The sequence below is a fragment of the Roseibium aquae genome (assembly GCF_008711285.1).
GTDB lineage: Bacteria > Pseudomonadota > Alphaproteobacteria > Rhizobiales > Stappiaceae > Roseibium > Roseibium aquae.
Window position 1 is genome coordinate 297,960 of the sequence record NZ_VXDC01000002.1, and the last position, 21,057, is coordinate 319,016.

At 60.8% G+C, this 21,057-nt stretch carries 22 protein-coding genes; 13 read left to right on the forward strand and 9 right to left on the reverse strand.

Features of this window, described 5'->3' with window-relative positions; all coding sequences use genetic code 11:
* The first annotated feature begins 365 nt into the window (after positions 1–365).
* Together F0184_RS05100 and F0184_RS05105 are read left to right on the forward strand one after the other, a co-directional pair.
* On the forward strand, positions 366–1,781 hold the full coding sequence (locus F0184_RS05100) for a lipopolysaccharide biosynthesis protein (protein ID WP_150495070.1): 1,416 nt from the start codon (positions 366–368) through the stop codon (positions 1,779–1,781).
* Positions 1,778–2,917 carry a GNAT family N-acetyltransferase gene (locus F0184_RS05105; RefSeq protein WP_150495071.1) on the forward strand — a complete coding sequence of 380 codons (1,140 nt, stop codon included), beginning with the start codon at positions 1,778–1,780 and terminating at the stop codon, positions 2,915–2,917. The genes F0184_RS05100 and F0184_RS05105 overlap by 4 nt, the downstream gene beginning before the upstream one ends.
* Here the strand turns inward: F0184_RS05105 and F0184_RS05110 are convergent.
* Positions 2,901–4,547: an AMP-binding protein gene (locus F0184_RS05110; protein ID WP_150495072.1), complete on the reverse strand. Its 1,647-nt coding sequence runs from the start codon at positions 4,545–4,547 to the stop codon at positions 2,901–2,903. The genes F0184_RS05105 and F0184_RS05110 overlap by 17 nt on opposite strands.
* A gap of 179 nt (positions 4,548–4,726) precedes the next feature.
* On the opposite strand from F0184_RS05110, the gene queC reads away from it, so the two are divergent.
* Genes queC through queF form a run of 4 tightly spaced genes read left to right on the forward strand, consistent with a single transcriptional unit; the run spans position 4,727 to position 6,990 of the window.
* The gene (gene queC / locus F0184_RS05115; protein ID WP_150495073.1) at positions 4,727–5,416 is read left to right on the forward strand and encodes a 7-cyano-7-deazaguanine synthase QueC; all 690 of its coding nucleotides are present in this window, start codon (positions 4,727–4,729) and stop codon (positions 5,414–5,416) included.
* Positions 5,409–5,792, forward strand: coding sequence for a 6-carboxytetrahydropterin synthase QueD (gene queD, locus F0184_RS05120; RefSeq protein ID WP_150495074.1), 384 nt, complete (start codon positions 5,409–5,411; stop codon positions 5,790–5,792). The genes queC and queD overlap by 8 nt, the downstream gene beginning before the upstream one ends.
* The gene (gene queE / locus F0184_RS05125) at positions 5,789–6,517 is read left to right on the forward strand and encodes a 7-carboxy-7-deazaguanine synthase QueE (RefSeq protein WP_150495075.1); all 729 of its coding nucleotides are present in this window, start codon (positions 5,789–5,791) and stop codon (positions 6,515–6,517) included. Before queD ends, queE begins: the two co-directional genes overlap by 4 nt.
* Positions 6,518–6,522: 5 nt before the next feature.
* Positions 6,523–6,990 (forward strand): preQ(1) synthase, encoded by a 468-nt coding sequence (gene queF, locus F0184_RS05130; RefSeq protein WP_150495076.1) that lies wholly within the window; start codon positions 6,523–6,525, stop codon positions 6,988–6,990.
* Between the two features lie 141 nt (positions 6,991–7,131).
* On the opposite strand, the gene F0184_RS05135 is transcribed toward queF, so the two are convergent.
* Positions 7,132–7,794, reverse strand: a complete 663-nt coding sequence (locus F0184_RS05135) for a L,D-transpeptidase (RefSeq protein ID WP_150495077.1) — start codon at positions 7,792–7,794, stop codon at positions 7,132–7,134.
* A gap of 159 nt (positions 7,795–7,953) precedes the next feature.
* The gene (locus F0184_RS05140; RefSeq protein ID WP_150495078.1) at positions 7,954–8,244 is read right to left on the reverse strand and encodes a YggT family protein; all 291 of its coding nucleotides are present in this window, start codon (positions 8,242–8,244) and stop codon (positions 7,954–7,956) included.
* 213 nt (positions 8,245–8,457) lie between these two features.
* Between F0184_RS05140 and F0184_RS05145 the strand changes: the two genes are divergently transcribed.
* Complete coding sequence (locus tag F0184_RS05145; RefSeq protein WP_150495079.1) at positions 8,458–9,264, forward strand: MipA/OmpV family protein; 807 nt, start codon at positions 8,458–8,460, stop codon at positions 9,262–9,264.
* A 93-nt stretch (positions 9,265–9,357) separates the two neighbouring features.
* Here the strand turns inward: F0184_RS05145 and F0184_RS05150 are convergent, their stop codons facing one another.
* From F0184_RS05150 to F0184_RS05165, 4 genes are all read right to left on the reverse strand, one after another.
* Positions 9,358–10,182: a pentapeptide repeat-containing protein gene (locus F0184_RS05150; protein WP_150495080.1), complete on the reverse strand. Its 825-nt coding sequence runs from the start codon at positions 10,180–10,182 to the stop codon at positions 9,358–9,360.
* 392 nt (positions 10,183–10,574) lie between these two features.
* Positions 10,575–11,588, reverse strand: coding sequence for a patatin-like phospholipase family protein (locus tag F0184_RS05155; protein WP_150495081.1), 1,014 nt, complete (start codon positions 11,586–11,588; stop codon positions 10,575–10,577).
* A 29-nt stretch (positions 11,589–11,617) separates the two neighbouring features.
* Positions 11,618–12,400, reverse strand: coding sequence for a 3-hydroxybutyrate dehydrogenase (locus F0184_RS05160; RefSeq protein ID WP_150495082.1), 783 nt, complete (start codon positions 12,398–12,400; stop codon positions 11,618–11,620).
* A gap of 104 nt (positions 12,401–12,504) precedes the next feature.
* Positions 12,505–13,389 (reverse strand): 4-hydroxy-3-methylbut-2-en-1-yl diphosphate synthase, encoded by an 885-nt coding sequence (locus tag F0184_RS05165; RefSeq protein WP_150495083.1) that lies wholly within the window; start codon positions 13,387–13,389, stop codon positions 12,505–12,507.
* A 409-nt stretch (positions 13,390–13,798) separates the two neighbouring features.
* Here F0184_RS05165 and ispG point away from each other — a divergent pair, with 409 nt between their 5' ends.
* From ispG to F0184_RS05180, 3 genes are read left to right on the forward strand one after another with little or no spacing between them, the layout of a single operon-like run.
* Entirely contained in the window at positions 13,799–15,058 is a 1,260-nt protein-coding gene (gene ispG / locus F0184_RS05170) for a flavodoxin-dependent (E)-4-hydroxy-3-methylbut-2-enyl-diphosphate synthase (RefSeq protein ID WP_150495084.1), read from the forward strand.
* A 17-nt stretch (positions 15,059–15,075) separates the two neighbouring features.
* Positions 15,076–15,963 (forward strand): pyridoxal kinase, encoded by an 888-nt coding sequence (gene pdxY / locus F0184_RS05175; RefSeq protein ID WP_150495085.1) that lies wholly within the window; start codon positions 15,076–15,078, stop codon positions 15,961–15,963.
* Entirely contained in the window at positions 15,956–16,693 is a 738-nt protein-coding gene (locus F0184_RS05180; protein WP_150495086.1) for a DUF429 domain-containing protein, read from the forward strand. Before pdxY ends, F0184_RS05180 begins: the two co-directional genes overlap by 8 nt.
* 1 nt (position 16,694) lies before the next feature.
* Here F0184_RS05180 and F0184_RS05185 read toward each other — a convergent pair whose 3' ends face one another.
* Positions 16,695–17,621: a site-specific tyrosine recombinase XerD gene (locus F0184_RS05185; RefSeq protein ID WP_150495087.1), complete on the reverse strand. Its 927-nt coding sequence runs from the start codon at positions 17,619–17,621 to the stop codon at positions 16,695–16,697.
* A 16-nt stretch (positions 17,622–17,637) separates the two neighbouring features.
* Positions 17,638–17,781 (reverse strand): hypothetical protein, encoded by a 144-nt coding sequence (locus F0184_RS20485; protein WP_172971993.1) that lies wholly within the window; start codon positions 17,779–17,781, stop codon positions 17,638–17,640.
* A gap of 144 nt (positions 17,782–17,925) precedes the next feature.
* Here F0184_RS20485 and F0184_RS05190 point away from each other — a divergent pair, with 144 nt between their 5' ends.
* From F0184_RS05190 to F0184_RS05200, 3 genes are read left to right on the forward strand one after another with little or no spacing between them, the layout of a single operon-like run.
* Positions 17,926–18,540 (forward strand): shikimate kinase, encoded by a 615-nt coding sequence (locus tag F0184_RS05190; protein ID WP_150495088.1) that lies wholly within the window; start codon positions 17,926–17,928, stop codon positions 18,538–18,540.
* Between the two features lie 31 nt (positions 18,541–18,571).
* A complete protein-coding gene (gene aroB / locus F0184_RS05195) occupies positions 18,572–19,717 on the forward strand; it encodes a 3-dehydroquinate synthase (protein ID WP_150495089.1) in 1,146 nt (381 codons plus the stop codon).
* Positions 19,714–21,048, forward strand: a complete 1,335-nt coding sequence (locus F0184_RS05200) for an HlyC/CorC family transporter (protein ID WP_150495090.1) — start codon at positions 19,714–19,716, stop codon at positions 21,046–21,048. The genes aroB and F0184_RS05200 overlap by 4 nt, the downstream gene beginning before the upstream one ends.
* Positions 21,049–21,057 lie beyond the last annotated feature (9 nt).

Below are 21,057 nucleotides of genomic sequence, written 5' to 3' on the forward strand. Positions count from 1 at the left end.
TGCTGGAGGGGAGGCGACCTTCCAGCTCCGCCACACGGCGGCGCAGTTCGGCAAGACTGTTTCGGGACCGGGTCTGCCCGTCAGAGCCGAGATCCCGGTCACTCGTCCGGATTGTTCGTCCGGGCGGTTTTGGGGCAGCAGCGCGGTCCACGGTCGCTCCAATTCATTGGGTCTGCAGTTTGTTCTTTATTTGTTCTTATAGATTCCGGAGCCAGGCCTGAGAGTCAAGCGGTTTCCTGGAGGACATTGTCCGCGCCAATGTCAAATTGAAGCGCGGCGACAGAATCTTAAGGCGTGCGTGTCATAAGTACCGAGAAGACCCACGGATTTCACGCCAAAGACCCTGAAAACCGGATCCGAAGAATTTGCGTTTCACCAACAGCTTCTGGACTGAACGTTTGCATCGGGTGCTGGCCATTCCCGCGCTCGAGCGTTTTGCCGCCCGGATTGGGGCGGGCCCGGGACAAAAGGGCGCAGTCTCTTCCGGAGCCGGGCGCATTGCCGTGTCCACTTTTTCCATTCGGGTCGCCGGTGCTGCGCTTGCCTATCTTTCACAGATTATCCTGGCCCGCTGGATGGGGGCTTTCGACTACGGGATCTATTCGGTTGTCTGGACCTTGATCATCGTACTTGGGGCCATGGCGTGTGCCGGGTTTTCAAGCTCTCCCGGCCGGTTCATCCCCGAGTATCGCCATCGCGGATCCCTTCAAAAGCTGCGCGGATTTCTTGTCGCAAGCCGAATGATCGTTTTTGCCTTCGCGTTGACGGTTGCGGTTCTGGCCGGTCTGCTCCTCTCCGCCTTCAAGGGTCTGATCGAGCCGCATTATGTCGGCCCGCTTGCCCTCAGTCTGGTTGCCCTGCCCTTTCTGGCGCTCAGTGGCGTGCAGGATGGGATAGCCCGAAGCCATGACTGGCCTGTTCTGGCCGTATTGCCGACATTCATCTGGCGCCCCTTGGCCGTCCTGATCCTGCTCGGGGGCCTCGTTCTGGCCGGTCAGCCCGCCACAGCTCAGACGGCCGTCATGGCTGCCCTGGCCGCGACCCTGGCAATTCTTGTCTATCAAAGCCTGCACTTGCATGCCCGTTTGCGCAAAACCATCCCCGCAGGTCCGCGCGAAACGGAAATGAAGACGTGGCTGGCCGTATCCCTGCCAATGCTGATGGTCGACGGCTTCATGCAACTGCTCACGAGCGCGGATGTCCTGATGGTCAGCCTGTGGCATTCGCCGGAGGACGTCGCGGTCTATTTCGCGGCCTCCAAGACCCTGGCCCTGGTTCATTTTGTCTTCTTTGCCGTGCGATCCGCTTCGGCGCACAGGTTTTCGGCCCTTGTTCAGGCCAAAGACCCCGAAGCCCTGGCCGCCTATGCCCGCATGGCGACCTGGTGGACCTTCTGGCCCTCCCTCGTGGCGGGTCTCGGGCTGCTCGCACTGGCCCCCTTGCTTCTGCGCCTGTTCGGGGCTGATTTCACGGACGGTTATCCGTTGATCGCCATTTTGATGATCGGCGTTCTGGCGCGGGCTTCCGTCGGGCCGGCCGATGCGCTGCTGAGCATGAGTGGTCATCAACGTCTGTCAGCCCTGGTCTATGGCGCGACGTTTCTGGTCAATATCGGCTTGAACGTGGTTTTGATTCCCTGGCTCGGGCTCCCAGGTGCCGCGCTCGCCACAAGCCTCGCAATCATTTTTGAAGCTGCGTGTCTGGCGATTCTCGCCCATCGCCGTCTTAATGTGCAACTATTCGTGGTTCCGATCCGCAGGCTGAAAAAGGAGCGTTCATGAACCGGGTTGTACCGGCACTCGCCCCGCCGCTCGAAGCGGCCATTGTCTCGCCGTTGTCTGCGGCGGGAGACGTGCCGGCATGGCGAGCCTTGACAACAAACAGCACGGATCCCAACCCGTTTTTCGGGCCAGACTTCCTGATGCCATTCCTGGAAAACATGCGGCAGCCTCCGGTGAGGCTGGCCGTCGTGCGCAATGCATCAACCGGCACTTGGCTTGCCGCTGCGCCCGTTGGCCGCCGCCGTCTCGGCTTGGCGGTTCCGGCTGCGACAAGCTGGGCGACGGAATACTCGCCGCTCGGCTCGCCCCTGATTCACCGGGATACCAACAACCAGGTGGTTGGCCTGCTGCTCGACACAATGAGCGAAGCTGCGGGTAGTCCTCTGGTCGCCTTTCCCTATCTACCGCTCGACAGTTCAACCGCTGCCCGCCTGCTGACCACGGACCTCACCTGGCGCTGGAGCTTGGCTCACGAAGCCAGCCGGGCCGCGCATTCGGCCGGAGCGCACGGGGAAGCCCAGTTCGCGGAGGCTTTCAGCGGCAAGAAGCGCAAGGAATTGATGCGCCAGATGCGCCGTCTTGCCGACTTGGGCGAAATCGAACTGTCCAGCACGCAAGGCAAGGCGGGCGTGCCCGCGTTCGAATGTTTTCTGGAGTTGGAAGCGCGGGGCTGGAAAGGCCGGTCCGGCACGGCCCTCAAGATGAGACGGGAAACCGAAGATTTCGCCCGCCAGATGATCGCGACCCGCGCGGCCCACGGCGGCATCCGGATCGATCAGTTGCTGCTCGACGGGCGCCCGATTGCCATGCTGGTGCTGCTGCGCGAAGGTTCCCGGATATTTTCCTGGAAGATCGCTTATGACGAGGCTTTTTCCAAATATTCGCCTGGAACGCAGATCGCGCTCTATGCGATGGAGAAGAACCTGCGGGACGATGAACTGACAGGCGCCGATTCTCTTGCTGTGCCCGGGCACCACATGATCGAACCGCTCTGGCGGGGCCGGTTGCCCACGGCGACCCTTCTGTTGTCGAAGTCCCGCAGCGGGCATTTCCTGATGAAGGCCGGCCAGATGGACGTCGACCTGGAAAAATCGGCGCGGGCTGCCGCACGCAGATGGCTCAAGCGGAAGGACTGAATTCCACTTCCGCGCGCGCCTTTTCCCTCAAGGTCCGGCGGATCACCTTGCCTGAGGTCGTCATCGGCAACTCCGTCACGAACTCGATCTCCCGCGGGTACTCATGGGCCGAAAGGCGGGCCCGCACAAAATCCTGGATATCCAGCTTCAGGTTGTCTCCGGCGGCCTGGCCGTCCTTCAGCACAATATAGGCCTTCACCACCTCGGTCCGCACAGGGTCGGGCTTGCCGATCGCCGCAGACAGGGCGACAGCCGGATGCATCAACAGGCAGTCCTCGATCTCACCCGGGCCGATCCGGTAGCTGGCAGAGGTGATGATATCGTCGTCCCGCCCGACGAAATGAACGTAGCCCTCATCATCCATGACGCCCTGGTCTCCGGTGATCATCCAGTCGCCGGCGAATTTCTCCAAAGTGGCCTCCGGTTTGTTCCAATAACGCAGAAACATGACGGGATCCGGGCAGCGGACAGCAATCTGCCCGGGCTCCTCGGGTGGCAGAACCGCCCCCGATGGATCCAGGATGGCAACTTCGTGTCCTGGAATGGCCTTCCCGATCGCCCCGGATTTGGAAACGCCGGCGGCCGCACAGGACCCCAGGATCGCGTTGCACTCCGTTTGCCCATAAAACTCGTTGACCGGAAACCCGAACTCGCACGCGAACCAGTCATAGGCCTCCCGCCCGAGGCTCTCGCCGGCCGATCCGACCGAACGCAGGTCCAGCGCGTATCTTTCCACCGGCCGCTCGACCATGCGCAGCATCTTGAGCGCAGTCGGTGGAATGAAGGCGTTGCGCACCTGTTCGCGCGCCATCAGAGCGAAGGCCTGTTCCGGGTCGAATTTCTTGAAGGCGAAAGAAACCACCGGCACGCCGAGATGCAGGGCCGGGAAGAGCGCATTCAAAAGTCCCCCCGCCCACGCCCAGTCGGCCGGGGTCCAAAGCCTGTCTCCCGGCTGGCCCAGAAAATTTTGCGACATTTCGATGCCCGGAAGATGGCCCGGCAGGACCCGATGGCCGTGGAGCACGCCCTTTGGCTGGCCGGTGGTTCCGGATGTGTAGATCATCAGGGCCGGATCACCCGGCGCGGTCGGTTTTGTTTCGAAACTGTCCGAGGCGCGCTCAAGCAGGTCCGCAAAGCCCTCGACATCCGTTTCCCCGCCGTCCACCGACACAACCAGATTGAGCGCTGGAACGGCCTGCCGGATCTCTCCGAGCTTGGCCAGACCCGATGTGTCCGTGACGAGGGCGCAAGCACCCGAATCCACCAGGCGATATTTCAAGGCTTCCAGCCCGAACAGGCTTGCCAGCGGCACGGCAACGGCACCGCATTTGTAAATCCCCAGATGGGCAATGGCGACAGCCGGTCCTTGCGGCAGAAGAATCGCAACCCGCTCACCCGCGCAAACGCCTTTCGCGGCGAGGGCGTTTGCAAACCGGTTGGCGGCCTGGTTCAAACACCGGTGTGTCCAATTCTCACTCGTTCCGTCCCCATAAACATGGCGGATGGCAAGCCGGCCGGGGTCGGTTCGCGCCCAGCGGTCGCTGGTGCTCGCGGCAATGTTGTACCGGGCAGGCAGGTTCCAAGAAAACCGATGGACAAGCGTGTCGAGATCGCCGGCGGGCTGCAGCATATTTGAGCTTTCGCGATGAAGTTTTGAGCAGGCTAAGGTAACGCCGTCTTTTTTGCAGTGCAATAGAACCTTGGCGGCGGTCTTTCCTTTCGGTCAAAACCTGTTAAAAGCCCGCCATCCGCAAGGTGCGGATCACCGGTCGCAGCCTACCCGGTGCCAATCAAAACAAGGGTCCCATTGTGAAAACACTTGTCATCTGTTCCGGCGGAATGGATTCCGTCACTCTTGCGCACAAGATCGCGCGGGAACATGAGCTGATCGGGCTCATCTCCTTCGACTACGGCCAGCGTCACAAGAAAGAGCTTGGCTTTGCGAAAAGCTGCGCCGGCACTCTCGGCGTCGAACATATCCTGATCGATATCACCAACATTGGCCGTCAGCTGACCGGCTCCGCATTGACCGACACGATCGACGTGCCGGATGGGCACTACGCCGAAGACACCATGAAGATCACCGTGGTGCCGAACCGCAATGCCATCATGCTGACAATCGCCTACGGCATCGCGGCCGCCCGTGGCGCAGAGGCGGTGGCAACCGCGGTCCATGGCGGCGATCACTTCATCTATCCCGACTGCCGTCCCGCGTTCACCGACAGTTTCGAAACCATGCAGCGCCATGCCCTCGATGGCATCGGCGAGATCAAGCTGCTGACACCCTATGTCCACGGGACCAAGGCGGATATCGCCGCCGAAGGCGTGGCACTGGGGGTCGATCACACCCAGACATGGTCTTGTTACAAGGGCGGCGAAATCCACTGCGGACGCTGCGGCACCTGCGTGGAGCGGCGGGAGGCCTTTCATCTGGCGAAAGTCGATGATCCGACGGTCTATGCCGATCCGGCTTTCTGGCAGGAGGCCTGCCTTGTTTAGGATCACCAAGGAATTCCATTTTTCCGCTTCCCATCAGATTCACGGCCTGCCTGAGGATCACCCTTGCGCGCGGTTGCATGGCCACAACTACGTGGTCGAGGTCGAACTGATGTCGGACACGCTCGACAGTGTCGGGTTCGTTCGGGATTACCGGGAGCTGTCGGCTTTCAAGACCTATGTCGATGACCGGCTGGACCATCGCCATCTGAATGACGTGCTTGGAGATGAGTGCGTGACCGCCGAGACCATGGCGCGGCATTTCTACAATTGGTGCAAGCAACGCTGGCCGGAAACCTCGGCCGTGCGGGTCAAGGAAACGCCGAAAACCTGCGCCGAATACCGGCCGGCCGGGTTCGCGGGCGTACACGCCGCATGAGCGGCCGGACGATCCGGGTCAGTGAGATCTTCGGGCCGACCATCCAGGGGGAAGGCGCCATGATCGGACAGCCGACGGTGTTCGTGCGCACCGGCGGCTGCGATTACCGCTGCGCCTGGTGCGATACGCTGCACGCGGTCGACACGACATTCCGGTCCGAGTGGGCGCCGATGACCCCGGAAGCCATCCTGAAGCAAGTCGACCGGCTGTCGGGTACCCGGCCGCTGACCATCTCGCTGTCCGGCGGCAATCCGGCAATCCAGCCCCTTGGGCCGTTGATCGATCTCGGACAACGCGCCGGTTACCGATTTGCGCTTGAAACGCAGGGCAGTCTCGCCAAGGACTGGTTTGCCGATCTCGATATCCTGACCCTCAGTCCCAAGCCGCCTTCAAGCGGCATGGAAACCGACTGGCAAAAACTCGCCGAGTGTGTGGATGCGGCCGGTTCCGGACCGCAAACCGTGCTGAAGGTCGTGGTCTTCGATAACGCTGACTATGGCTACGCCAGGGACGTGGCGGATCGTTATCCGTCGCTTCCAATCTATCTCCAGCCCGGCAACCACACGCCGCCGCCCCCGGATGGGGACGACACGGCCATTGACATGGAGGGCATCATGGACCGGATGCGCTGGCTGATCGGCAAGGTGGCGGAAGACCGCTGGTATGAGGCCACGGTCCTGCCCCAGCTACACACCCTGATCTGGGGCAATCTCAAAGGAGTTTGAGCAAGATGAGTGACACATCGATCTACCACAACCTCACCCAGCTCGGCGCCGCGACGGAACTGCCAAAGTCCCCCGAGGAGGCTGTGCTCGAAAAGGTCCAGAATCCGCAAGCGGGAACACCCTACATGGTCCGGTTCGTGGCGCCCGAATTCACCTCGCTCTGCCCGTTGACCGGTGCGCCCGATTTCGCCCATCTGGTGATCGACTATGTCCCGGACGGGTTTCTGGTGGAATCCAAGTCCCTGAAACTGTTTCTGGGCTCGTTCCGCAATCACGGGGCCTTTCACGAGGATTGTACAGTGTCGATCGGCAAGCGCCTGGTGGATCTTCTTGAGCCGCAATGGCTGCGAATCGGCGGCTACTGGTATCCGCGCGGCGGCATTCCCATCGACGTGTTCTACCAGACCGGCCCGGCCCCGGACGGGGTATGGATTCCAGAGCAGGGCGTTCAGTCTTACCGCGGGCGGGGATAGAGGCAACAGAGACGGATTCCCGGTCAGGTTGAAGCGGTCCAGTGCAGTCGAACCGGGAAAATCGCTCGCTGTCTTAAAGTGCTGGAGGATCTTTTCCTGATTTGATTGATCCCGAACCGGTTCAATCTGGTCAGGAGATACCTAACCCAGAACGACCACCTTGGCCCCAAGTTCGACGCGGTCATAGAGGTCGATGATGTCCTGCTGCCACATCCGGATGCAGCCACTCGAGGCGTTGGTGCCGATGCTTTGCGGCTGGTTGGTGCCGTGGATGCGGTAGAGCGTGTCCACATTGCCTTGCCACAGATACAGGCCACGCGCGCCGATCGGGTTGTTCAGGCCGCCTTCCTGTCCGTCGCGGTATTTCTCCAGATGCGGTTCGCGTTCGATCATTTCGTCGGGCGGGAACCATTTCGGCCATTCCCGCTTGAACCGGATCACGGCTTCGCCGTTCCAGGCAAAACCGGCCCGGCCGACACCGATGCCATACCGCACCGCGCGGCCGCCCTCGAGAACGAAATAGAGAAACTTGTTGCTGGGATCGACGACGATGGTGCCAGGCTCGTGACGGGTCGGATATCGCACAGTCTGCCGCCAGTATTGCGGATCGGTTGCCAGATAATCGATGGCTGGCAGGTTGAAGCCGCCGTCACGGCGGGCGGCGTAGGCGAGCGCGTAGTCCGGAGTGCCATCCGGATCCAGCGTCAGGCCCGCATCAAGGGCGGCCTGTTTCTGGCTCCGGCTTTGGCACGCGGCGAGGAACGCAGCCATCCCGAACACGAATAAGCGGCGGCTGTAAGCCATGGTGGTGTCCTTGCGTGCGGGCAAGAAACGGCCAAAGGCGGCCGCATCTGCCCAATTCGGATACCCTAAGCAACAAGATTATGGTTAACGCAAGGTAAATTGCCTGCGGCGATCCGCCGGGGCCTGGACCGGCCGTTGCCCCGACGATCCCGCGATCGCTTAAAACACGTTCGGATAAACATACCGGATAATGATGTTCTGCAGCAGGAAGATCCCGAGCAACAACACGATCGGGGAAAGATCGATCCCGCCGATATAGGGCATTCTGTTGCGGATTGGCCGCAAGACTGGTTCGGTCAGATTGTAGAGCACCTGGGCAATCGAATTGATGATCTGATTACCCGAATTGACGATGTTGAAGGCAAACAGCCAGGACAGGATGGCGCTCGCGATGATGACATAAACGTAAAGATTGAGGACCAGCAAAAGGACGTCGAGTATAGCGCGCATAGTTCACCATCCAGGATACATGTGAGTTTGCCTTCCATGTAGCGGCCATGAAGCCCTGCCGCAAGGCGCGCTTGATCTCCAGGCCGCCCGCATCGTCTGGACGGCGGTGCGGTGCGAAAATGCAACAGGGCTGGACAATCGGCGGCAGGTGACCACCTGACAACCAAGACATGGTACTGTCACCCCAATTTCAGCGTCTGTTCCGGGTTCATCATGAGAAATTCGATCTGCTTCGCGTTGGCAACGGTTTCCGCCCTCGCAATTTCCGCGCCGTCGTTCGCCCAGGACGCCGGCCTTCAAACGGTTGCCGAGCCCCAACGGCAATACGACATCGATATCGGTCTCGGGGCGGTGATGCAGCCGCGATATGCCGCATCCGACTCCTACATCCTCACCCCGTTCCCGATCATCAATGTGGGCCGTTTTTTCGTGCCCGGACTGGGTCAGGTGGCAGATGGGCGCAAGCGTCAGGGTGTCTTTTTCTTCCCGTCCTTCGGCTTCGTGGGTGAACGCTCGGCATCTGACGATCGCGATCTGACCGGTACAAGGGACGTCGACTGGGCGCTGGAACTTGGCCTGGGTGCCGGGTACCGAACCGAAAACTGGCGGGTGTTCGGCGAGCTGCGCCAAGGCATCAACGGGCACACAGGCCAGGTGGGACAACTCGGGTTCGATGCCATCTTCTATCCCACCGACCGGATCGAGTTCAGCGCGGGCCCGCGGGCCGGCTTTGCCTTCGGCGACTACATGGATACCTATTTTGGGGTAACGGCGGCCGAGGCGGCTGCTTCCGGTGGAAGATTGGCTCAATACGATCCGGACTCCGGCTTCACGAGCCTCGGTCTTTCGGCGCGTGCCAGTTACGACCTGACTGACCGGGCTAGATTCCATCTGCAAGGTGGGTATGACCGCCTCATTGGCGACGCCGCGGATAGCCCGATCGCGAAGGTGGGGGACGAAAACCAGTTCTTTATCGGCGCTGGCGTGAGTTACCGGTTCTCGTTCGATCTTTTCCGGTAACGTCTGAATTGCAGGGCGATGCCCCATCTTCAAGACGCCTTCTGACAAGGCGACGATTGAAAAAGCGCGGCCTGTCCGCGCTTTTTTGTGAGCTTACTGCCCGCATGTTTCCAATGTGATTCCCGCAGGCAGCTTGGTGTCCGCGTCCCGGCAGGCGCCCATGATCCGTTTCGGATCCAACCCTTTTGCATCCGTCAGGTCGGCGCCGGCAAGCCGCGTGTACCGGAGCAAGGCCCCGTCAAGATTTGCGTTGCGCAAGTTGGCGCCGGTCAGATCTGCACTGGACAGGCGAACGCCGCTCAAATCCGCGCTTTCGAAGTTTGAACCGCGGGCAAACACTCGGTCCAGATCGGAGTTGGGCAGCCGGGCACCGCTGAAATCGGCTCCGCTAAGGTCAACACGCTCAAGATCCACATTGTCCATCTTGGCGTCCTTGAAGATTGCGTTCGGTGCGATTGCCCGGATGAACGAGGCATGCCGAAGGTCAGCGCGGGTAAAATCGGCGCCGGACAATTCGGTTTCATTGAGGTCAGCGTCGCGCAGATCCGCGCCGGTGAAATTGGCGCCGGTCAGCACGGCCTTTTCCATGTCGACGCCGCGCATCGAGGCCCGGGAAAAATCGCCATAGTGGAGTTTGGCGCGTTCGAGCTCCGCCCGCCGCAAATCCGCGTTCCGGAAGTTCCCTTCGATCAGATTGGCTTCCTTGAGGTCTGCTTCGCGCAGGATTGTCCGTTCAAAATTCGGTGCCTGAATCGTCAGCTCACGCAGTTCTTGCAGCCTGAGATCGCAGTTTGGACAGCCCTTGTTGTCGATCAGGTCCTGCGGACCCGCGGCAAGGGCAGGCAGGGGCACAAGACCGATCAAGGCGGCGCAAAGAGCGGCGAGAGAGCGGGTGCGGCGTTTTCTTGAAGGCAACATGTCGTTCTCGGCTCGTAAGAGGGACCATGACTACTAGCTAGGTAAGCCTACCCCCACCATAAAGGGAAAAGCTCACCGAAATACCACTTCTGGCAACAGCTTGCAGCGATCTGGAATTTGCCGGAAAAGGGCGGAAGGGAGAAACAGGCGGGGTCGCGGGTGCCTGTTTCTCCCGTCCACTGTTGCTGACGACGCACAACCTGACAATCAGCATGCCACAGGCATCGCAAGGGCCTTGCCAGTTTTGATTTTGAGGCGCCGCGTCCAGATGTTGTGCCAATCCCTGGCCGGTCTACCGCATCTGGAATAGGTTAAGCGTCTGTTCACGACGTCTGCGACGCAAATTGCAACGCGGGCCGCGACAGGAGGTTAACGTTTGCTTGCCGGGGCGGTCAGGCGAATTCCGTGCGCAGGTCGATCGTCGAGCGCTGACCGAGCGCATCGAAATTCTGGTCGATCCAAGCCGCCGCGGCCTCCCGCCCCACTTTTTTCAGTTCGCTCAGGAAGGCCCATTCCGCATTCAGTTTCGAAGACGCCTGTAGCGACATCAGGCCATCGGCCGTTATCCGGTGCATGTTGATCTTCATGTAATTCTGCCGCGAGAGTTTGCCGTCTTCGATCAGGCGGGTCACGAAGTCGACTGCTCTCAGTTCGCGCAGGAGCGTCGAATTGAATGTGATTTCATTGAGCCGATTGAGGATTTCCCGGGCTGTTCTCGGTGTCTGCCGGCGCTCGACCGGGTTGATCTGGACCAGCACGATATCCGGCGTTTGAGTGTCGTAGAACAGCGGATAGAGCGGGGGATTTCCCATAAATCCCCCGTCCCAATAGGGCTCGCCGTCAATTTCCACCGCCTGAAACAAATGCGGCAGACACGCGGAGGCCATTACGGCATCCAGCGTAACTTCTTCGGCATTGAAGACCCGTATCTTGCCGGTGAAGACATTGGTTGCCGCGATGTAGAGCTTGATGCCCTGGCACTGGTGAACCCGCTCGAAATCCACCACATCCGCCACCACATCCCGAAGCGGGTTGAAGTTGAGCGGATTGAATTCATAAGGAGATGAAAACCGCGAGATGACATCAAAGGCCAGATAGCTGGGCGAGAAATCGAGGCTCCATTGGCCCATGGCCACTTCTATCGGAGAGCGCTTGATCGGATTGAGAAAGGCCATTTCGCTGACCTTCCGCCAAAATGTGTCGAGGCTTTCGCGCGCGCCATCCTCACCGCCGGACTGGAAACCACTGGCCAGGGCAACGGCGTTCATGGCGCCCGCCGAGGTGCCAGTGATCCCGTCGATCTGAAAGCGGCTGTCTTCCAGCAGCCAATCGAGAACGCCCCATGTAAACGCACCGTGGGCCCCGCCCCCCTGCAGGGCAAGGTTGATCCGTTTCTTGTTGGTCATTATGTGCTCGCCCTGGTTTCGCCCGATCCTCAGTGCGCGGTCCAGCCGCCATCCATTGGCAGGATCGATCCTGTCATTGAGGAAGCATGGTCGGAACAGAGGAAAACGGCGAGCCCGGCCACCTGATCAACGGTGACAAACTCTTTGGTCGGCTGGGCGGCCAGCAGCACGTCACGCTTGACCTGCTCTTCGGTCATGTTGCGCGCTTTCATCGTATCGGGGATTTGAGCCTCCACCAGCGGCGTCCAAACATAACCCGGACAAATGGCGTTCACGGTGATGCCGCTTTCGGCGACCTCCAGGGCAACCGTCTTTGTCAGCCCTGCAATGCCGTGTTTGGCGGCCACATAGGCGGACTTGAAGGGAGAGGCGACAAGCGCATGGGCCGAGGCCGTGTTGATGATCCGTCCCCAGCCGCGCTTCTTCATGCCGGGCACAACCGCGCGGATGCCGTGAAACGCGGAAGACAGATTGATGGCCAGGATCGCGTCCCATTTCTCGGGCGGGAAGTCCTCCACCGGCGCGACATGCTGAATGCCTGCGTTGTTGACGAGAATGTCGACCGAGCCGAATTCCTTTTCCGCTGTGCCGATCATGTCGGTGATCTCGTCCGGGTTCAGCATGTTCGCGGCAGAGTAGACCGCCTTGACACCGAAATCGCTCTCGATCGCCTTGCGGGTTGCCTCGATCTCATCGGCATCGCCCAGACCGTTGATCACAACGTTGGCCCCTTGTTGTGCAAATGCGCGCGCGCAGCCCAGCCCTATGCCCGAGGTTGAACCAGTGACCACTGCGGTTTTATTGGCAAGCATGAATGTCTCCTTGACGTCGAAATTCGGGAAGACTGTTGACCGTTTTCATTCGCACTGCAACACGCGAATTTTGAAGACTTTGCGACGCCATGGGGCAATCGCGTTCAGCGCTTCATCCGATTGACATTGTCCAATGCGCGTTGGGCCTTGTTCCGTGCGGCTTCGCGGTGGGCTTCGACATCTTCCATCAGTTCCCGGTCCAGACCAAGCCGTTCGGCATAGCGCTCGCGGATAAGGCCGTAGAAGGTTGCATGCAGGCTGGCAAAAACCCACACGCTGATCAGCATTGTGCCCATGGGAAACGCCGCTGAGCGCATCTGCTGCCAGATCGGGTCGGCCGGCAGAAGCCCGCCCACGCCCCACAGCATCAGTGCCCAAATGCCGACCAGACACCCGGCCAGCAAGCTCATGATGAAAGCCGCGAACGCCATGGCCCAGCCGAGCCCGCTGGTCAGATGCCAACTCTCCTTCAAGGTCAAGGCGTCATCGACGGCAGCGGCCGGCAGGACAACGGAAAACCGCTGTACCACCATCAAGGCGATGAACGGAGCGGCCAGCATCAGCAGCGCGCCGAGCCCGCCCGTCACGGCGGCCAGGATTGCGGACACAATAATGAGCGGAATGAGGGACGCGATGCCGATGAGCGACAACAGCAGTTGATTGACAATGACCCTGACCGTCCGCGCGCCGAAGATGATCGGAAAATCTCGCGCATCGATAAGAATCCGCCGCACATAGGCGATGGCGATCGAGAAACCTATCAAGATGTTCGCAAGGGCGGCCAGCGCCCTCACGCCGCCCTGGTCCACGCTGGCTACCGGTTCCGTCATATAGGATACGGTGGTAAACCCGCCGACCGGCGTCAGCGTCGATCCGATGGCGAAGTTCAGCGCCAAAAGCAAAAGGATGTAGGCCCAGCCCGTGCTGAACAGGGTGCCGATATGATGCTGGCCAAGAATGACGGCGCGGCTCAAAACAGTGGTGAACAAATCAGGCTCCCGGGTCGCGGATCATGCGCGGCCGGATCATAGCCCGGCTTTGCTGCCGGGTCAGCCCGCAGCTGCATTGTTCCGATCCCGTTAGTCTCCTCATGGGTGACATTTTGCAAAGACGGAAAACCGGATTTGGCCACAACCAGCAAAACAGTGCCGAAAGCGTCAGGTCCCGGGTATCGATGCCGATGGAGGGTGCGAATGGCTGCCAACGCGGGACCGGAATGGACGCGGGCCTCGCGTTCTTTGGCCTGTCCCGCGAGCAGGGAAGGTCATGCGACAAGCGGTTTACAGGCTTTCAACTGACCCCTGCCATTGCCCTTTGGCTTCTGGCACACTAATCAAGGCTCAACAAGACGATGGCGGCGATCCGCCACCAAGACCTTCAAGCGACGGTGCTGATCCGATGATCGACAATTTCGCAACCCAGAAGCCACGCCGCAAATCCGTGCCTGTCAAAGTCGGCAAGGTCACGGTGGGCGGGGACGCCCCGATTGTGGTCCAGTCAATGACCAATACGGACACCGCCGACGCCGATGCCACCGTCAAGCAGGTGGCTGACCTCGCCCGGGCGGGATCGGAGGTTGTACGCATCACCGTGGACCGTCCGGAAGCGGCCGCTCAAGTGGCGCGCATCCGCGACCGTCTGGAGCGCATCGGGGTGGACGTTCCGCTGGTCGGCGATTTTCATTATATCGGTCACAAGCTTCTGGCGGACTATCCGGATTGCGCGGAAGCGCTCGCCAAATACCGGATCAATCCGGGCAATGTCGGCTTCAAGGCGAAGCGCGATACCCAGTTTTCCGAAATCATCGATATCGCTCAAAAATACGACAAGCCCGTGCGGATCGGGGTCAACTGGGGGTCTCTCGATCAGGAGCTCCTGACAAGGCTCATGGACGAAAACGCGGTCAGTGCTACCCCGGTTTCAGCGGCGGCTGTCATGCGGGAGGCGATCATCCAGTCCGCGCTTTTGTCTGCCGAACGGGCTGAAGAGCTCGGCATGGCCCGTAACAAGATCCTGTTGTCCGCCAAGGTGAGCCAGGTTCAGGACTTGATTGCCGTTTACGCGGATCTGGCTCAGCGGTGCGATTACGCGCTTCATCTGGGGCTGACGGAAGCGGGCATGGGGACCAAGGGCATCGTGTCTTCGGCCGCCTCGATGGGCATTTTGCTCCAGCAGGGCATTGGCGATACGATCCGCGTCTCCCTGACACCGGAACCGGGCGGCGACAGGACACGCGAAGTTCAGGTGGCGCAAGAACTTCTGCAAGTCATGGGCTTCCGCTCTTTTGTTCCAATCGTCGCCGCATGTCCGGGCTGCGGACGCACGACCTCCACGGTTTTTCAGGAACTGGCCAAGGACATTCAGGACCATATCCGGGAGTCCATGCCCGGCTGGCGGGAACAATATCCGGGCGTTGAAACCCTCAATATCGCGGTAATGGGCTGCATCGTGAATGGGCCCGGCGAATCCAAGCACGCCGATATTGGGATCTCCCTTCCCGGAACGGGCGAAACGCCGTCGGCTCCGGTTTTCGTCGATGGTGAAAAGGTCGCGACCTTGCGCGGCGAAGGCATTGCCGACGATTTCAAGAAGATGGTTCTGGATTACATCGAAAAGCGGTACGGAGGGGGCGCTTCATCCTCGACGGATGCGGCCTAAAGAAAGACCCGGTATCCATGGTCACTTTACCTGACGGCTCGCAGCCCGACAAAGCCCCTCTTCTCGTCATTACATCCCAGGTCGTGCGCGGGGGCATCAGCGGGCGCGGTCTGGTGTTTGCCCTTCAGCGCCTCGGCCATCCGGTCTGGTTCGTGCCCACGATCCTTTTGCCCTGGCACCCCGGCCATGGTCTTGCGACCCGGATCGTTCCGCCGGAGGACCAATTCGCGGCCTTGATCGCCGATCTGGCCGGATCTGCTCAGCTCGCCGAGATCGGCGGGATCATCACCGGTTATCTGGGGGCCGCTCACCAGGCAGGCCCGATCGCAGAACTTGTATCGGCCGTTCGTGCGAGAAATCCGGCGGCGCCCTATCTGTGCGACCCGGTGATCGGGGACCATGGCGGGCTCTATGTGCCCGAAGCGACGGCCGAGGCGATCCGCGACCAATTGCTGCCGCTTGCGGATATTGTCACACCAAACCGTTTCGAACTGTCTTGGTTGTCCGGGTTTTCCGTCGAGAGCGAACTGGAGGCACTGGCCGCGGCGCGCTCCCTTGGACGGGACCGCGTGCTGGTCACCTCCGCCCCGGCTCTGCGCCGAAACGCGATCTCCAATCTTCTGGTCGGCCCGACCTCAACCCTGGCGGCCGAACACGCCGCCGTCCCGAACCCGCCGCATGGGACCGGGGACATTCTCGCCGGGCTGTTTCTGTCGCGCTGGCTTACGGGTTTTTCCGATGAGGAAGCGCTTGTTCGGGCCGCCGCCTCAACGTTTGAACTGATCGCGCGGACGGTGAGAAAGGGGGAGGACGAACTGCTCATTGCTGAGGAGCAGCAAAGCCTGCTCCGGCCCATGGCCCTGGTTTCTCAACGCCGGGTGATTGAAAGCGTCGCGCGTGCCTGATCCGGACGGGAGATGGGTTGCCGGCGTTGACGGCTGCAAGTCCGGCTGGATTGCCGCGCTGTTTCCACTTGGCCGCAAAACGGATCTGACAGTCAAAATCGTTGAACGGTTCACGGATCTGCTGGCGCTCGCACCGGCCCTCTCCGTTCTGGCCGTCGACATGCCGATTGGCCTGCCAGACCGCCTTGAAGGCAGCGGGCGCGGCCCGGAGCAGGCGGCCCGGCAGAAATTGGGGCAGCGCCAATCATCGGTTTTCACGGTTCCCGCGCGCGCCGCCGTCTACCAGGACGACTATCAGGCGGCCTGCCTGACCGCCCTTCAGACTTCCGATCCGCCGCGCAAGGTGTCCAAGCAATGCTTCTATCTTTTCCCGAAAATCCGGGAAATCGATCGTTTGATGACCCCGGCGCTGGAGCAGCGTGTTTATGAGGTTCATCCCGAACTCGCCTTCTGGCGGCTCAATGGCGAATGCGAAATGAGCCTGCCGAAAAAGATCAAGAGCCGGGCAAATCCGGACGGCCTCGATCAGCGGCGCGACCTGCTGGTTCAACACGGTTTGCCCAAGGCCGTTCTCGACATGGCTCCCCCGCGTGGCGCCGGGCGGGATGATCTGCTGGATGCTGCAGCAAACGCCTTGATCGCCGAACGGATCGTGCAGGGTTTGGCCGTGCCGTTTCCACGGGAGTTTCAGCGCGATGCAAAAGGCCTGAGGGCGGCGATCTGGGCGTGACTCATGATCGTTTGGCCAGCGGGTGCGCCCTTTCAACCAGCGCGGTCAACCGCTCATCGAGGACATGCGTGTATATCTGGGTCGTGGAAATGTCGGCGTGTCCAAGGAGCTGTTGCACAACTCGCAGGTCCGCCCCGTTCTGCAGAAGATGCGAGGCAAAGGCATGACGCAGCACATGCGGGGACACCTTGGCTGGATCCAGCCCGATCGACACGGCAAGATCCTTAAGGTCCCGCGCGAAAGCCTGGCGTGTCACGTGACCGCTGGCGCCATGGGAGGGAAAAAGCCAGGGGCTGTTCGCAAACGCCCCGCTTTTCTTGCGCAAGGAAACATAATCCCGCATCGCGCGTTGGGCTGTCGGTGACAGCGGCACCAGCCGTTCCTTGCCGCCCTTGCCGGCAATCTCGATCAGGCGCTGATCCCGCAAGGCCGCTGACACCGGGAGCGCGACCAGCTCGGAAACCCGAAGACCGGTCGCGTAGAGCACCTCAAGCAGCGTGTAGATCCGGTGGGCGCGGAGCGCGGCGGCCGGGCTTTTGTGTTCGGCCGCGGCCTCGTCCTGCGCTGCGCCAATCAACCGGTCCACCTCGTCATGGCTGAGGACCTTCGGCAGGCTCTGGCGTTTTTTGGGTGCTGTCAGCGTGCGTGTTGGATCGTCCGGCCGGATATTGTCGCCGTAAAGGAACTTGAAAAATTGTTTGAGGGCCGACAGGCGCCGGGCTTGCGAGGTTTCGGCGAAGCCGCGCACGGCCAGCCCCCGCAGATAGGCCGAGATTTGTTCCTTCTCGGCGGCGCCTGCCTTGGCGGGAGCAACAAATGCGGCGAAATCCTCAAGATCCCGGCGATAGCTGTCGAGCGTATTCTGTGCCGCGCCGCGTTCGGCCGCCAGCATTTCCAGAAAGGCTTCAATTTGGAAGTCGGATGTCATCGGATATCTGCCGGGCCTATCTGCCGAATCCGTCCTTTTCCACCCTGATCGTGATTTCCCGTTCGCGGGGTTCGACGAAATTGGCGAGAGCAAACAGCGCGCCATAGCCAAGGCCGCCAATTGTAAGCAGAACGAGGATCAGCCGTGTGAGGGTGGGCAAGGCGAACCGGTCTCCAAGGAGGGAATCGTTTGTGGGAGTCTGTCCCAGTCGAGCGAACAGGTGCAACCGGGAAAACGGGAAGCAGCGGACGTGTTTTATGTCAGGTGGCGCTGCCTTTTTGAACGAATATGGTAAAACCGCCTCATGAAACACATTCGTGACCATATCGATGAGCCGCACAACCGCTCCCGCGCGGCACTGGAGACTGCCATCGTCGATGCGCTGGGCGGCCGTTCGATCGTGCTCGTCGGTATCATGGGCTGCGGCAAGTCGACCGTCGGGCGGCGCCTGGCCCAACGGCTTCATCTCGATTTTGTCGATGCTGATTCGGAGATCGAACGCGCGGCCAACATGACGGTTGCCGAGATATTCGCCGAACATGGCGAATCCTATTTCCGAAGCGGCGAGGAACGGGTCATCGCCCGGCTCCTGAAAGAAGGGCCTCAGGTCCTTGCGACCGGCGGCGGGGCTTTCATGTCGGAAGCCACCCGGTCGGAAATCGCGCAGGAAGGCCTGTCTATCTGGCTCAAGGCGGATCTGGATGTGGTGATGTCCCGTGTGCGCAGGCGTGCGACGCGGCCTCTTTTGCAGAACAGCGATCCAGAAGGGACCATGCGGGCGCTGATGGACAAGCGTGAACCGGTTTATGCTCTGGCTGACCTCACCGTCCACTCCCGCGATGTGCCGCACGATTCCGTGGTCGACGAGATCATCGAAACCTTGCGCCTGCATCTGCTGGGCGGCGCCGGCTCTGTCTGAGCTCCAATCCCCTCAAATCCGAGTATCCGCGATGAGTGAAAGTGCTGCTTTGCCCTTGCCTCCCAAGGAGGCGACAACCGTGAAGGTTCAACTGGGCGCCAGGAGTTACGACATTTTGATTGGCCGCGGTGTGATGCATGGCGCCGGTAGAACCATCTCCGCGCGTCTGCCCAAGGCACGGCTGGCTATCATTACCGATGAGACGGTGGCCCGGCTTCATCTGGAGCGGTTCCGCGATGGTCTTGATGCCGCTGGAATCGGCCATGTGTGTCTCCCGGTTCCGGCGGGGGAACGCTCCAAGAGCTTTCCGGTTTTTCAAAGCCTGTGCGAACAGGTTCTGGATGCCCGTTTGGAGCGTGGGGACGCCATTCTGGCCTTCGGTGGTGGTGTTGTCGGCGATCTCGCGGGCTTTGTGGCAGCCTCCGTCCGAAGGGGCATGAGTTTCATCCAAGTGCCAACCACCTTGCTCGCCCAGGTGGACAGTTCCGTTGGCGGCAAGACGGGCATCAACGCGCCGCAGGGAAAGAATCTGATCGGCGCGTTCCATCAACCGGCACTGGTCCTTGCGGATACCGCCCTCCTCGACACCTTGCCAGACCGGGATTTCCGTGCGGGTTATGCCGAGGTCGTCAAGTATGGGCTGCTGGGAGATGCGGCGTTCTTCGAGTGGCTGGAAGTGAACCGTCAGGGCGTCTTCCGGGGCGGGGCCGAGCGGGACGAGGCCGTGGCCCGCTCTTGCCAGGCCAAGGCCGATGTCGTGGCCGCAGATGAATTGGAGGGCGGCCGCCGGGCGCTGCTCAATCTCGGGCATACGTTTGGCCATGCCCTCGAGGCCGCCGTCGATTACCATACGGAAAGGCTGGTCCATGGCGAGGGTGTAGCGATCGGAATAATGCTCGCGTTCGAGTTTTCGGCACGGCTTGGCCTTCTGCCGGATCTGGACGTCGGACGCGTGAAACACCATTTGACCGGGGCGGGTCTGCCGACCCGGCTTTCGGATATTCCGGGGCAATTGCCGCCGGTTGACGTCTTAATGGACAGTATCGCCCAGGACAAAAAGGTCTCGCGCGGCGAACTGACCTTTATTCTTGTGCGGGGAATCGGACAAGCTTTTGTCGAGCGCGGGGTCGATCCGGCGGCCGTTCGCGCCTTTCTTGAAGAGAAGCTGACACAATGACAGAGACAACCCTTTGGCTGGCCGGTAGCGCCGTAATTTTTCTGCTGTTTCTTTCGGGGTTCTTTTCCGGCTCGGAGACCGCACTGACGGCAGCATCCAAGGCGCGGATTCATCAGGTCGAAAAAACCGGGGACCGGCGCGCCGCGATCGTCAGCCGGTTGATTGCCTCGCGCGAGCGGCTGATTGGCGCGCTGCTGCTTGGCAACAATCTCGTCAACATTCTGGCGTCGGCCTTGGCGACCACCGTTTTCCTGACCCTGTTTGGCGAAGCCGGGGTTGCGCTGGCAACCCTGGTCATGACCGCGCTCGTCCTGGTGTTCGCTGAAGTTCTTCCGAAAACCTGGGCCATATCCAACCCCGAACGCTTTGCTCTTGCCGTCTCGCCGCTCGTGCGCATCGTGGTTGGCGTGTTCGGCCCCGTCGTTGTCGGGGTGGAGGCGATCGTGCGGGTCCTGCTGCGCCTTGTTGGCGTCAATGTGGGGGCCGATACATCGATCCTGTCCGCTTACGACGAACTGCGCGGCGCGGTCGATCTTCAGCACATCGAAGGAGGGCTCGAGAAAGGGGAACGTGACCGGCTTGGAGGTTTGCTGGATCTTGCCGAACTCGAAGTGTCCGACGTGATGGTTCACCGGACCAATATGGTCGCGCTCAACGCGGACGAGGATTTGCACAAACTGGTCGAACAGGCGCTGTCATCGCCGCATACCAGGCTGCCTTTGTGGCGCGGGGAAACCGACAATTTTGTCGGCGTGCTTCATGCGAAGGATCTTCTGCGCGCGCTGCACGCCGCCGGAGGGGACACGGACAAGATCGATATCCTGAACATAGCGACGCCGCCATGGTTTGTGCCGGATACCACGTCCCTTCAGGATCAGCTCAATGCCTTCCTCAAACACAAAGTCCACTTCGCGCTCGTCGTTGACGAATATGGTGAAGTCATGGGCCTGGTCACGCTGGAAGACATTCTGGAAGAAATCGTTGGCGAGATCGCGGACGAACACGATGTGGAACTGGAAGGGGTGCGGCCGCAGGCGGACGGCTCGGTGATTGTGGACGGCTCCGTGCCGATCCGGGACCTCAACCGCGCCTCCGACTGGCATTTGCCCGATGATGAGGCAACAACCATCGCAGGCCTCGTCATTCATGAGGCGCGGATGATCCCCGAAGAACGGCAGATCTTCACGTTCCACGGCTTCAGGTTCACCGTGCTGCGCCGGGAAAAGAACCGTATCACCCGCCTGCGGATCATGCCGCTCACTCAAACAGCTGGGCTGAAAACCAACATCCCAGGTGCCACGCCAACGGTCCCCAAAAACGCTGCGGGGTGAGTGTCCTGG

What these genes read in the sequence shown, in the direction of transcription:
- F0184_RS05105 (WP_150495071.1), top strand. Translation starts at nt 1,778, where the DNA reads ATGAACCGGGTTGTACCGGCACTCGCCCCGCCGCTCGAAGCGGCCATT.
- F0184_RS05110 (WP_150495072.1), bottom strand. Translation starts at nt 4,547, where the DNA reads ATGCTGCAGCCCGCCGGCGATCTCGACACGCTTGTCCATCGGTTTTCT.
- queE (WP_150495075.1), top strand. Translation starts at nt 5,789, where the DNA reads ATGAGCGGCCGGACGATCCGGGTCAGTGAGATCTTCGGGCCGACCATC.
- queF (WP_150495076.1), top strand. Translation starts at nt 6,523, where the DNA reads ATGAGTGACACATCGATCTACCACAACCTCACCCAGCTCGGCGCCGCG.
- F0184_RS05135 (WP_150495077.1), bottom strand. Translation starts at nt 7,794, where the DNA reads ATGGCTTACAGCCGCCGCTTATTCGTGTTCGGGATGGCTGCGTTCCTC.
- F0184_RS05140 (WP_150495078.1), bottom strand. Translation starts at nt 8,244, where the DNA reads ATGCGCGCTATACTCGACGTCCTTTTGCTGGTCCTCAATCTTTACGTT.
- F0184_RS05145 (WP_150495079.1), top strand. Translation starts at nt 8,458, where the DNA reads ATGAGAAATTCGATCTGCTTCGCGTTGGCAACGGTTTCCGCCCTCGCA.
- F0184_RS05150 (WP_150495080.1), bottom strand. Translation starts at nt 10,182, where the DNA reads ATGTTGCCTTCAAGAAAACGCCGCACCCGCTCTCTCGCCGCTCTTTGC.
- F0184_RS05155 (WP_150495081.1), bottom strand. Translation starts at nt 11,588, where the DNA reads ATGACCAACAAGAAACGGATCAACCTTGCCCTGCAGGGGGGCGGGGCC.
- F0184_RS05160 (WP_150495082.1), bottom strand. Translation starts at nt 12,400, where the DNA reads ATGCTTGCCAATAAAACCGCAGTGGTCACTGGTTCAACCTCGGGCATA.
- ispG (WP_150495084.1), top strand. Translation starts at nt 13,799, where the DNA reads ATGATCGACAATTTCGCAACCCAGAAGCCACGCCGCAAATCCGTGCCT.
- pdxY (WP_150495085.1), top strand. Translation starts at nt 15,076, where the DNA reads ATGGTCACTTTACCTGACGGCTCGCAGCCCGACAAAGCCCCTCTTCTC.
- F0184_RS05185 (WP_150495087.1), bottom strand. Translation starts at nt 17,621, where the DNA reads ATGACATCCGACTTCCAAATTGAAGCCTTTCTGGAAATGCTGGCGGCC.
- F0184_RS05190 (WP_150495088.1), top strand. Translation starts at nt 17,926, where the DNA reads ATGAAACACATTCGTGACCATATCGATGAGCCGCACAACCGCTCCCGC.
- aroB (WP_150495089.1), top strand. Translation starts at nt 18,572, where the DNA reads ATGAGTGAAAGTGCTGCTTTGCCCTTGCCTCCCAAGGAGGCGACAACC.
- F0184_RS05200 (WP_150495090.1), top strand. Translation starts at nt 19,714, where the DNA reads ATGACAGAGACAACCCTTTGGCTGGCCGGTAGCGCCGTAATTTTTCTG.